The 11851-nt window shown below is 42.0% G+C and carries 9 protein-coding genes; 4 read left to right on the plus strand and 5 right to left on the minus strand.

All coding sequences use genetic code 11. The features are described from left to right. Nucleotide 1: 1 nt before the first annotated feature. Nucleotides 2-1522, plus strand: a complete 1521-nt coding sequence (locus FQ608_RS25445; protein ID WP_158861313.1) for an FAD-dependent oxidoreductase — start codon at nucleotides 2-4, stop codon at nucleotides 1520-1522. On the opposite strand, the gene FQ608_RS25450 is transcribed toward FQ608_RS25445, so the two are convergent. Continuing rightward, nucleotides 1495-1680, minus strand: coding sequence for a hypothetical protein (locus FQ608_RS25450; protein ID WP_199856476.1), 186 nt, complete (start codon nucleotides 1678-1680; stop codon nucleotides 1495-1497). The genes FQ608_RS25445 and FQ608_RS25450 overlap by 28 nt on opposite strands. 154 nt (nucleotides 1681-1834) lie before the next feature. Here FQ608_RS25450 and FQ608_RS25455 point away from each other — a divergent pair, with 154 nt between their 5' ends. After that, complete coding sequence (locus FQ608_RS25455; RefSeq protein WP_158861314.1) at nucleotides 1835-2959, plus strand: helix-turn-helix domain-containing protein; 1125 nt, start codon at nucleotides 1835-1837, stop codon at nucleotides 2957-2959. Here FQ608_RS25455 and FQ608_RS25460 read toward each other — a convergent pair whose 3' ends face one another. The 4 genes from FQ608_RS25460 to FQ608_RS25475 all read right to left on the minus strand — a co-directional run bounded on the left by FQ608_RS25460 (nucleotide 2960) and on the right by FQ608_RS25475 (nucleotide 10874). Next, nucleotides 2960-5152 (minus strand): MGH1-like glycoside hydrolase domain-containing protein, encoded by a 2193-nt coding sequence (locus FQ608_RS25460; protein ID WP_158861315.1) that lies wholly within the window; start codon nucleotides 5150-5152, stop codon nucleotides 2960-2962. Between the two features lie 80 nt (nucleotides 5153-5232). Further along, nucleotides 5233-7587, minus strand: a complete 2355-nt coding sequence (locus FQ608_RS25465) for a preprotein translocase subunit SecA (protein ID WP_158861316.1) — start codon at nucleotides 7585-7587, stop codon at nucleotides 5233-5235. A 186-nt stretch (nucleotides 7588-7773) separates the two neighbouring features. Continuing rightward, a complete protein-coding gene (locus tag FQ608_RS25470) occupies nucleotides 7774-8187 on the minus strand; it encodes a hypothetical protein (protein ID WP_158861317.1) in 414 nt (137 codons plus the stop codon). 257 nt (nucleotides 8188-8444) lie between these two features. After that, a complete protein-coding gene (locus FQ608_RS25475; RefSeq protein ID WP_158861318.1) occupies nucleotides 8445-10874 on the minus strand; it encodes an ABC transporter permease in 2430 nt (809 codons plus the stop codon). A gap of 516 nt (nucleotides 10875-11390) precedes the next feature. On the opposite strand from FQ608_RS25475, the gene FQ608_RS25480 reads away from it, so the two are divergent. Both FQ608_RS25480 and FQ608_RS25485 read left to right on the plus strand, forming a co-directional pair. Next, on the plus strand, nucleotides 11391-11531 hold the full coding sequence (locus FQ608_RS25480; RefSeq protein WP_317168959.1) for a type II toxin-antitoxin system VapB family antitoxin: 141 nt from the start codon (nucleotides 11391-11393) through the stop codon (nucleotides 11529-11531). A gap of 143 nt (nucleotides 11532-11674) precedes the next feature. Continuing rightward, nucleotides 11675-11833 carry a hypothetical protein gene (locus tag FQ608_RS25485; RefSeq protein WP_158861319.1) on the plus strand — a complete coding sequence of 53 codons (159 nt, stop codon included), beginning with the start codon at nucleotides 11675-11677 and terminating at the stop codon, nucleotides 11831-11833. Nucleotides 11834-11851: the final 18 nt, after the last annotated feature.

The following is an 11851-nucleotide window of genomic DNA, read 5'->3' on the forward strand; positions in this document are numbered from 1 at the left end:
TATGAAAACACCGAATAAAAATCTAGGAACGGTTTGGGGCAGAGACTCTGAACAACCAGTTTTCAATTCTCTAAACGGTGATTTGGAAGCGGATGTAGCTATAATTGGAGGAGGAATTACAGGTATCAGTGCTGCCTATCTTTTATCAAAGGCCGGATTGCAGGTGATAGTTTTAGAAGCTGCTGAAGTGGGGAAGGGGACTACCGGTTTCTCGACCGGAAATCTTTATGCTCCGATAGACTCAAGACTTTTTTCATTGGACGAAAAGCATGGAGGGGATGCGGTAAAGGAAGTTGTAGCCTCCCGGGTTGCGGCGATTGATTTTATAGAAGAGCGGGTGGATGAATTTGGTATTGAATGCGGTTTCCAACGGGTTCCGTGGCATTTGTTCACCACACCTGTGGAGGATAATGGAATGGGGGAAATATTGAAGGAACATCGCGCGGCGTTAGAAGCGGGATTGGAAGTCTCAACCCGGGTGCCGGCAGATTTTCCGTTGTCAGTTACGGACATCATTACCATTCCCGGTCAGGCGCAATTTGATCCTCTAGTTTATACCCGTGAACTTGCCGCAAATATATCATCCAGGCATTGCCAGATTTTTGAAAACACCCCAGTACTCGATATATCAGACAAAGATCCATGTGTATTGCTTACCCATAATGGCACGGTAAGAGCTAAGAAAGTCATAATGGCTACCCATACCCCGAAGGGCATTTACGCGGTTCAGGCTGCTATGGAATCAAAGCGTGAATTTGCTTTAGCGGTACGATTAAAGGTACCTTTGCCGCCCCCGGCAATTTACTGGCATGCCACTGCCGGCGGACAGTATTCAATCCGCCCATATCAGTCGAGCGAGGGGGATTATCTGATAGTCTTGGGTCGATCCTATACAGTAGGCAAAAACGATCAGATGAAAGGCAGTTACCAGTCACTGGAGAAATATATTCGGTCACGATTTGACGTAGAACGAATCGACCATATTTGGGCGGCTCAGAATTACAGGCCAGCAGATCACTTGCCCTACATCGGTAAAAGTGTAGGTGACAACAATATTTACATCGCAACGGGCTTTGCTGCGGATGGTCTGGTGTATGGGACTACCGCAGCCCTAATTATCAGCGACTTGATTCAGGATAAAAACAATAAGTGGGAGCAACTGTATGATCCGAAAAGACTTACTCCAGTGGCTTCGGCAAAAACGGTTATAAAGGAAAACCTTCATGTCGGAAAGGAGTTGCTAAAGGATTATATTTTTTATGATAGAAATACGGAACTAAACCAACTTAAAGATGGGGAAGGCAAATTGGTGACGGTGGATGGAGAAAAAGTGGCAGCTCACCGAGACGGACAGGGAACCTTGCACCTCGTATCCTCCATTTGCCCCCATATGGGCTGCATCGTTCACTGGAACGAAGTGGAAACAAGCTGGGACTGCCCCTGCCATGGTAGCCGCTTCTCTATAGATGGAGATGTGATAGAAGGACCTGCGTATCAGGGACTGGCTAAGCCTTCGAAGTGAATTTTGCTTTTATTAATTATATTAATGTAGCCCAGATGGCGTATGCCTTCCTTTGCAAATTCAGTATGCCCGGTAAGTGCGGGCATGACGCCTTCGAACAAGAAATTAAAGCCGGTTGTCGCCCAGAAGATTGTTTTTATCCTTTTTGAGGTTTTCATGGGATTTGTGTTTTTGTAGCTATAATGACGGGAATAAAAAAGAGAAATTTTCCCCAAACACCGTATTTTTCACTGTAGAATCATCATTGGTTTATGATTTTATCTCCAAAGCCTTTATCTTTAAAACCCTACTTTTGGCAATCAAATGAAACCAATGGACCCAACAAGCTTACATCAATTTTTAAGTCAGGATATCGCCCCTACTTTAAGTTACCTGGGTGCAATTCAAGGTGTTATTTTGGCGGTGATTGTATGGAATTATCCTCAACAGCATAAAATATCCAACCGAATCTTAAGTCTTTTTTTGTTGTCACTTGTATACTTATACGTTGGTCCCAGGGTACTAGATTTAATCGATTCACCATTTCAGAGGCTATATTATGCTTTTAGAACACTCGCTCCTCTATTCTTACTGTTTTATATTCAAAGTCTACATCAGAAAGTACTCCAGAAGAAATACTTATTATTTTTACTATTAATTCCTCTTGATACCCTAATTGCCTATTTTACTATTAAACATAGGCTGAATGGACAAGTTGATTCATGGGACCTAAACATACTTAGTCAGATCTGGTTCATATTAATTTTCGCACTGTATCTACCTTTCATTTATAATCAATTCAGGCAGTACAGATTCAAAGTTTTACAGAGTGTATCAAGTACCCAAAAAATTGGGCTAAAATGGGTCAATCAATTATTTTTTGGATTTTTATTTATAATGAGTTTTGATTTTATTCTAAGCGTGGTAGCAGGCCGGTATTCATTCCTTGACGGGGCTGCAGCGAGTTTGATAAGTATCCTTGCTTTCACAGTATTTATATATTTCATTACAATAAAAGGCAAATTGTCGCCTCAGATTTATCAATTGAGAAATCTCCCCGATTCACCACAATTGGACAAAAGTCCTATTTCCGAGGAAGAAACAAAGCAATTAAAACTTGTTGCTAAAAAGGTACATCATCTGATGGAGACAGAAAAAATATTTCGAGAGGAAGGTTTATCAGTCAAAGAAATTGCTGATAAAATTGAAGAAAAGCCTTATGTAGTATCACAGGCTATCAATACTTGCCTAGGCAAAAATTTTTTCGAGCTGGTCAATGGTTACCGCGTTAGGGAGGCTAAAAAACTGATGATGGATGACAGCCTTAGTCACCTTTCAATGGTAGGTATAGCCTTCGAGGCAGGCTTCAGCTCCAAAACCGCTTTTAATACTGCTTTTAAAAGACACTCCGGGATGACCCCAAGCCAATTCAAAAAAGAGACGACCCTGGTCTCATGATCATTTAATTTTCACCAAGTGCACAGAGTCCAGTAACGACTCATTTATTTCTCCGTCCATATTTTGATTATGCGGTTCAAAGGAAATGGTAAACGAATTGCTGCCTTTCTCCAGGTCTACTTTCAGCCCATTACTTTTCCCCCAATCTTCCCAATTGCCTAAACCCCTCTGGGGGAATACAAACGTTCCGATTATCTTGCCTTCCAAATACAAAGTCCTCATTGCGCATTTATTGTCTGTATTGATAGGCCCATTACCATTGCTGTATCGGACGTGTAGGGCGTATGTCCCAGGATCTAAAGTTTCAACGTTAAACTTCACTTCTACATTTTCTTTAATATTTATATACCCTCTTCCGGTATAGCCCTGAAACACATTCTCGACCATATCATTAAACAAAGACAGATCGACTTCAATTAAGGGGGAGGAGGTAACAAAAATTGGCTCACTGGCAAATGAGGAGTACCCATTTTCCCCAACCGCTAGCACCTGATATTCACCGGAAGCTAAATCCGGTATATCCCAATGCGACTCCTCAGTCGTTTGGATTGGTGTACCGTTTTCTAAGATTTGATAATAGTGGGCGGATTCCTGCTTATCCCAGGTAAGGCGGAGATCGTGATAGTCTACAATTGGGGTGTGTGGGGAAAAAGCATTCTCCACCAGGTTAAATTGCTGCCGCGTTGGCGAGCTTGATGTTAAAAAAATCCTAAGACTATGGTGCCCATCTAAATCCCCGGGAATTTTCGCTTCCATAATAACATCCCCGTCCAGCGTCACATATTTTATCTCGTTGCCAAATCCCTCAAGCTCAATATCTAGCATGGAATTTCTGTAGACAAACCCAGAAATCTTCTTGTTACCATCGTATTTTTCAGGAACAAAAGGTGTGAAAACCAACCCGTCTGGTGAAAACTCCATCCCAAAAAACACCTTATACACCATGCCGAGGTTGCCCGCAACACTCCATAGTTGCCTGTCTGAATTTTTCACCGTTCCTTCATCATCACCAGTGTGGGCATCAAAATTTTCCTTATTGCTTAAGAATAATCCGGCAGCCCGGAACATAGCATCAAGGCTCTGGGTCAATGCGGCTTCGTTGCCTACCTTCGCTGCGGCCAAAGACCAAAATGCCTGAACAAACGGCCAAATTCCATTATTATGGTATGAAGGTATTTTAGGAATTTGGGGAAAGATGGATGGGATGCCAAAATTTACCACTGGGGAATTGGTCACTACTATCTGCTGCCGTTCACCATCAGCAACGTCAAAAAGGACAGTCAAGCTCTCTCCCAAGGCCTCCGCCCTGAGTGAGAGGCTTTTGTGCGTTCGCCCATATAGGTACTGTCCATAGTATCCTCTATGGGCAATCCATAGATAATCATTGATGCTTTTTTTGATTGCATCTGCAAGGTTTTCTTGGTTTTCAAACAGCTCTCTATCTCCGAGTGTCTTTCCAATTTCCGACAGAATCAGATGGGCTTTATAATGAACTGCATTAGTTCCAAGCGATTCGGATTCATAAATGTCGGCAGGCTGCATCCATTCAGGATAAGACTGCTCCCTCCAGTCCAAAAACGATGATTCGCCCTTCATTAACCCGGTTTCCGGATCAAAGGCGTTGTACCGGTCATCCGCTAGGGTAGCTTGAATGATCGGGAATATTTCTTCCAGCCATGCTTTATCCCCTGTCACTAGATAAATTTCCCAAGCTGCAACAGCCCATACTACCCGATCCGTGGAAACGGGGTAAGCGCCTCCTGTGCCGGTATCTTGAATGATCCTTCCATTTTTTACTTTTTTTCTAAGGCTGGTTTTAGATACTTCTGGATTTAAAAACGCCAAGGAAAGCAAAATACTATAGCTGATATCCCTCGTCCACACACCTTCCCAAAGGGCACCTGTTCTGAAAGTGCCGTCAGATTCGGTGTTAAGCACCAGTTCCTCCAACGACATATTATAAAGCGCATCAATTAGAAGCTGATCACTGGAATAGCCGGGATAACCCGAAATATCTTGGGTCAAATTCCAGGATTTTGGATCCTTCGACGGGTGGGTATTTTTATATTGTCCTGATTTATAAGTTGAAGAAATTGTTGTCGGGGAGGTGGCCTTTGCGGTAAAAGGGCCTTGGACCACACTATCCTGCAAAATTCCGTAGTGATCCTTATTTTCCATTTCTTTATTGAACATCTGTCTTAGTTATTTTTCAAAGAATCAGAATCCCGACCAATAGCCCGGAATTCTGATTTGAAAGAAAGATTGGTTTTAAATTAATTCAACCTGTTTTTTCTGAGCAACCTTTTGACAAAACCAATCAAGAATAATACCGGAACGGTGAAGAAGTCAATTTGATATCCCATATTTCCACTGCCACTTAGAAATATACCAATCTGGTTTTGAAAAGGATTGTCATTGACCACATAGGTCCAGGTGGATGATGGCTTTTTTAGATCCAAAGCATTTAGGTTTTGAGGATCAGCGGCCATGGTTTTCAAATTGGCATCAATGGATGACATGATCTGTTTGAAATGAATATCCGTCTTTTCAAAGAACATCCTCAATGGATCCTGCCCTCCAATTCGTTCCCAGTAAATTCCTTGGCGTAGCTGCATGACAAAGTCCAAATGCTGAGCCCAATGGAGGTCATATTGGTAAAGTATAAATTCCCGTAGGACGGATTGCCATTTATTTTTATGGCTACCATTTTCGGGTAGATAATTGTAAAAAGCCTCGTTTCGGTGGTTAATTACTATTTTCCGTTGGATTTCTATAAAGGATGAATAATTATACAATGTGTGCCGGATCTCGTACATCTGGGCTGAGATAATCCGCTGAGCCTGTGCAATGGTGCTGTTGAAAGTCCGTTGGACCAGTGCGGAATTTTGGTTTACATTCCTGTATTTTTTGGGCAATAGCTCTTGGAGCTTGTATTTTACCATCAGATCATCTTCCAAGCTGACGATAAACTGCGAGGAACCCGGATCTCCCTGCCTTCCAGCCCGACCCCTTAGCTGATTATCGATACGGACACTTTCATGGCGGTTAGTTCCAATGACATGCAGGCCTCCCAATTTGACAACTTGTGTTCTCTCATCTACATCCTTTCCCCCAAGCATAATGTCAGTACCCCGGCCAGCCAGATTTGTTGAAATCGTAATGGCATCCAATTTTCCTGCGTTTGCGACAAGGTTGGCTTCTACAGCATCGTTTTTTGCATTTAAAACAACGCTTTGAAGATTTAGTCTGGACAACTCCAGATGAAGTTCCTCGGATTCCTTTACCGTAAATGTCCCGATTAGAATTGGTCTTCTCAGTTTGTGGACGGCCTTGATTTCCGCAATCAATGCCTGAAGTTTTGCAGCCTTTGATGAGAATATCAGATCTTCCAAATCCCTCCGGATACAGGGTAAGTTTGGAGGGATTACAACCACGCCGAGGTTGTAAAAATTCGAGAATTCCTCGACGGCCTCTTGGGCAGTACCCGTCATACCAGCCAATTTTGGATACAGGTTCATCAAATGTTGTATAGTAATTGATCCCAAGATATTACCTTCGGACTGTATGGGAAGCTGCTCCTTAGCTTCAACGGCAGTTTGAAGTCCATTTTGCCATTTTCTATCTTCAACCACCCTTCCGGTAAGCTCATCCACGAGTAAAATTCGTGAATCCTTAATGATATAATCCACATCCCTGTGTAATAATACCCGAGCCTGTAAGGCCAGGTTGATAGCAGAATGGATCAATATATTGGCATCTTCAAAGAGGTTTTTAAGGCCATAATATTCTTCTGCTTTTTCTATTCCCCGTTGTGTTAAGTAAACATTTCGGCTGTATTCATCTAAGGAAAAATCAATCCCGGACATCATTCCTGAGACGAATTGAGCAACTTCGTAATGATCCAAGGTCGATTGCCCAAATTCCCCAGCCAGAACCAAGGGATTTCGTGCTTCGTCTATCAGCAGCGCATCGGCCTCATCCACAATGGCAAAGTGAAATTCCCGCATCACCAATTCATCGGGATGATAAGTCATGCAGTCACGAAGATAGTCAAAACCAACTTCCTTAGCGGTAGCGTAGGTGATGTCGGCTTGATAGGCTGGGGCTTTTTCTTTTGGCTTCATTCCATCGACCACAAATCCCACTGTTAATCCAAAAAACTCATATACCGGACGCATCCAGTTGGCGTCCCGCTTTGCCAGGTAATCGTTGTAAGTAAGAATATGAACACCCTTTTCAGTCAGTGCATTTAAGATGGCCGGAAGAACCGCAGTGAGGGTTTTGCCTTCTCCCGTTTGCATCTCTATTACTTTTCCCTGATGAAGGGCTATAGCTCCGATTAGCTGTACTTCAAAAGGGGTGACTTTCAATTTCCTTTTGATGACTTCCTTCACCGCCGCGTATATATCCGGTAGATTATAATTCTCATGATTGTCATCCTTTGCCGCCTTTTTCAAGTTCATGCAATGTTTTTTTAGCTCCTTATAGGTCATTCTTTCCAGCATTTGCCCCACTTTATCTATTTCTTGCAAAGCAGACTCGAAAGAACACAAGTCGAAAAGGGTCTTATCGCCGTTCAGTTTATTTAGGTATCTATTTATCGAAGTTGAAATTTTATATGCTTTCATTTTTACACTATTCGTGAGGTTAAAGAAGACAGGAAATCCAGCCCCTGTCATATTGGAGGAGTAAAGAAATTGGGATGTAGTTTATGAAAACCGCATAAATAGATTTACTCAAACCCTTTTCAGGGATGTGCATATCCATTAAACCAAGAAGTTTTCCTGTTAAGTAATCGGTTTTACTAAATTAAACTACATCAGGCTGAAAGCAAGATGGTCTTCGTCGTCAAGATTAAGATGAGGGATGTTGGATTTTGAGGTAACAAGAAAAAAGGCAATGGATGAAAAAGATAGATTTTCTTGGTTAGCTAACTTTTGGTTATAAACGAAAAATCTATGTTTATTGAGAAAAACACCCGATATGCCGGGATGAGGGATTGGTGTTTTATCTAGCCCAGCAACATCAAAAACATCGAAGTTCGGGATATGAATATCCTTAAACAATTCCGTTTCCTGAAAGTATTCGGTATTGGGCTTCCAAGGTAAATCACCTGTACAAAAAAAGTCAACATTCAACAACCCAAAGTCAATACCTTTTACGATCGCCAAAAAGAGGAAAATCCTAGCGAGGTTTGACTTAAAGGAATTAGTGAAGTATCGTTTCAAAACTGATTGTAATATGGAAGAAAGATAACAGAAAAAGTTGGGAATTCTAACATTTAACCGTTTTCACAGATGAATGAAAGGCGCAATTGGTTCTCGTAAGTCTCTTACCAAATTGCCATTCAATCCTTCGTCAGCCAAGATCATGTTCACGGACTTTGCAGGGTAATGGGGACCTTTGACTTATCGCTGCCTTTAGGCCTTCAAGGTTTCGAACACCTTGAAGGTCTGGTCTCGCTCAGGATTTCGTCTCTACACACCTATTCGGTACGTAGAGACTCAACAGGATTCATAAGTGCGGCTTTGATGGCTTCGTAGCCAACAGCTAGCCAAGCCACGACAATCACGATTGCTCCCGCAGCCAGGTAAGTCCAGATGGATATATTTATGCGGTAGGCAAAGCTTTCCAACCATTGACTCATTAGCCACCAGGCTATAGGGGAGGCAACAAGTGCCGAAACAACCACCAACTTTAGAAAATCTTTTGAAAGCATGGCCACGATAGTTGATATGTCCGCCCCAAGAACTTTTCTGATTCCAATTTCTTTATTCCGATGTTTTGCGGTAAACATAGCTAGACCAAATAACCCAAGGCAGGCGACAAAAATGATAAGCCCAGCAAACACGGACAGGATGTACCCCATTCTTCGCTCAGTTTCATAGGCTTGGTAAAAGCGATCGTCCAAAAAGGAATACATAAAAGGCTCGTCTGACGCAAGTACAGTCCACTTTAATTTGATCTCTTCCAACAGGCCGCTTACATCATCTGTATTAATCTTAGCGATCACGGCACCGTCAGTATTGCCTTTCACCATGACCAGCGGAAAGATACGCTCGTGCAAAGATCGAAAATGGAAATCCTTTACAATGCCAATAACCTGATAGGATTTTATATTTCCGTCCTTATCGGTGCGGGTTAGCGTTTTTCCCAAGGCCTCATTTTCCCAATTTAATGCCAAGGCCGCGGTTTCATTCAAGATAATGGAGGTCAGATCGGATCCAAATTCATCGGCGAAATTTCTACCTGCTACCATTTCCATCCCCATTGTCGGGATGTATTCGTTATCCACATCGTATCTCAGTGTTTTTATCTGCTTGCTGACGTCTTCTTCCGGATACAAAAAGAAGTTGTTGTTGTTGGTCAGCCCAGAAGGGAGATATCCGGAAATGCTTACATTTTCGACTCTGGAATCTTGAAGTAACCGTTGCCGAAACACCTCCGCATTATTACCCAACTGCCTAGTGTTGGGGAGAATCAAAACCTGCTCTTTGTCGTAGCCGAGGTCTTTGTTATGTATATATTCCAGTTGACTGTAAACGACAATCGTTCCGATAATTAGGACTACTGACACGGTAAACTGAAAGACTACCAGCCCACTCCGCAAACTAAGCGATCTTTTGCCCTTTAAGCTGGGAAAAAGGGACCCTTTCAATACGGAAATAGGTTTGAAGGAGGATAGGAAAAATGCCGGATAAATTCCGGCAACTATTCCAACCAACAGACCGAATGATAGCAGGGAAGGTAGAGTCCAAAGGTTGGAAAAATAATGAATAGAGATTTCTTTATCCGCAAGTTCATTAAAAATTGGCAACATTAATTTAACCAGCACCATTGCAATCAATAAGGCAAAGAGGCTCAATAGTGTATATTCCGTCAAAAACTGCCAAACAAGTTGTCGTTGATCCGAACCCAGTACTTTACGGACCCCCACTTCCCTGGCTCTTTTGCTGGCACTGGCCGTAGAGAGGTTTATAAAATTGATACTGGCTATCAATATCATAAAAAGAGCAATGGCTCCGAAAATATAGAGGAAACGGATATCCCCACCAGGTCCCAATTCCCCCATCATATCAGAATGTAAATAAATCGAGGAAAGAGGTTGGAGGAAGATTCCTATATTGTTTCCCGCCTGCTTGAATTGGTCAAAACTGATTCCCATAGCCTCTTGCAGCTGCGGTCCCATGTATTTTTCAGCTACTTCTGGAAGTTTTGCTTCCAAGTTTTGGTAATCATAACCAGACTGCAATAACAGATAGGTGTAATACTCTGAAACCATCCAAGAAGGATTTTTCGATTCTGGAAAGGTTGCCATGGAAGCCAAGAGATCAAAATGAAAATGGGAGTTTACAGGCATATCTTCCATCACTCCCGTCACGATAAACCTGTCCATGCCGTCATTCATCCAAAGCTCTTTCCCAAGCGCATCTTCATTTTTAAATAAGGTTTGGGCTGTGGTGGCGGAGATGACAATCGAATTGGGTTCTCCCAATGCGTTTGTTGGATCTCCTGCAATAAAAGGAAAGGTAAAAACCTGAAAAAAATTGGCATCAACAAAAGCGGACGATTTATTTCGGAATGCTTGGCCGCTGTAGGTGATTTTCGGATATCCCATCAGCCGAATACGGGTAGCTTGTTCTACCTCCGGATAGTCTGCCATAAGCGCGTCTGCAACTGGGGGCATTACATGCGCTTCATTTATCAACCCCCCTTGGACTGATCCCCGAAACACCACCCGTACAATCCGGTCTGCATTTTCATGGAAACGGTCAAATACCAGATCGCTTTGAACAGAAGCCATAATCAGCAGGCAAGTGGCGATTCCGATTGCCAGCCCAAGTATATTGATGGCCGTAAAGGCTTTGTTGCGAAGCAGGTTTCTAAGTGCTATTTTAAAGTAGTTCTTTATCATGGTAAATACTTGTTCTCGTTCAGTAAATGCTTATCTTTTTTACCTCTTTCACCGAATTCCCACAAGCCATTTTATTTTGAGAGGCATTTGCAGATACAGTGGCAATAATACGGATGAAGAGATAGTAAGCCTTATTTCGTATTACCTATCTACTTCTATACCACTAAAAATGTACGTAAAAACCGCCAATGAAGGAGAAAGTGGAGTCAATGGCTCGTGTTTTCGTACATAAGCGGTCGCAAGCGGGCAAAAAAATAAGTGCCTTTCCATAATCAAGATGCTGCAATATTTTAAATGTGATTTCCCTATCAACTATTAAAATCGCGAATACGATCGCAAAATTAATATGAAATTTGCGATTGAATTCGCAAAAATAATAGAAAGTCGCCTTCTACACAGTAGTCAAACCATATTTGAAATGTGTATAACTTTGATGTATCTTCACACATCTAATATTATCTAAGTATGCGTACGAATATTGAATTGGATGATGAACTTGTAGAGTAGGCGTTAAATATCAGCAAGTTGAAAACAAAGAAGGACGTTGTTCACGAAGCATTGGAGCAATATGTGGCTTCATTGAAAAAGAAGCAGCTTTTATCGCTTCGTGAAAAGGATTCTTGGGTAGGTGATTTTCGACAAATGGGGGAAATGTGAGTGATCACCTTCGAAAATATATGATGACTCAGACTGCGACCTATTAGGCAAGTATTTCGATTTAAAAATCCGGAAATTGTAACTTTTCCAAAATAAAGGCCAAATCTAAAATACCGATTTACTACATAGACGAAGAGAAGGGTATGGAAATGCTGGTCGAGCAGGCGGTAAATTCAACTTTTGAGGAAAATATCACTAGGTATTTTCAGGTATTGGCATTCAATTACTCCTTGGCGGGAATTGATATTTATAATCATCCCATGGAAAAGAAAATCTACTACATTGAGGATGAACCACAATAAAAAGTAGAAATAGCCAAA

Source organism: Lunatibacter salilacus, assembly GCF_009797935.1.
Taxonomy (GTDB): Bacteria; Bacteroidota; Bacteroidia; order Cytophagales; family Cyclobacteriaceae; genus Lunatibacter; species Lunatibacter salilacus.

What these genes read in the sequence shown, in the direction of transcription:
- FQ608_RS25475 (WP_158861318.1), bottom strand. Translation starts at nt 10,874, where the DNA reads ATGATAAAGAACTACTTTAAAATAGCACTTAGAAACCTGCTTCGCAAC.
- FQ608_RS25485 (WP_158861319.1), top strand. Translation starts at nt 11,675, where the DNA reads ATGGAAATGCTGGTCGAGCAGGCGGTAAATTCAACTTTTGAGGAAAAT.
- FQ608_RS25465 (WP_158861316.1), bottom strand. Translation starts at nt 7,587, where the DNA reads ATGAAAGCATATAAAATTTCAACTTCGATAAATAGATACCTAAATAAA.
- FQ608_RS25445 (WP_158861313.1), top strand. Translation starts at nt 2, where the DNA reads ATGAAAACACCGAATAAAAATCTAGGAACGGTTTGGGGCAGAGACTCT.
- FQ608_RS25455 (WP_158861314.1), top strand. Translation starts at nt 1,835, where the DNA reads ATGGACCCAACAAGCTTACATCAATTTTTAAGTCAGGATATCGCCCCT.
- FQ608_RS25450 (WP_199856476.1), bottom strand. Translation starts at nt 1,680, where the DNA reads ATGAAAACCTCAAAAAGGATAAAAACAATCTTCTGGGCGACAACCGGC.
- FQ608_RS25460 (WP_158861315.1), bottom strand. Translation starts at nt 5,152, where the DNA reads ATGTTCAATAAAGAAATGGAAAATAAGGATCACTACGGAATTTTGCAG.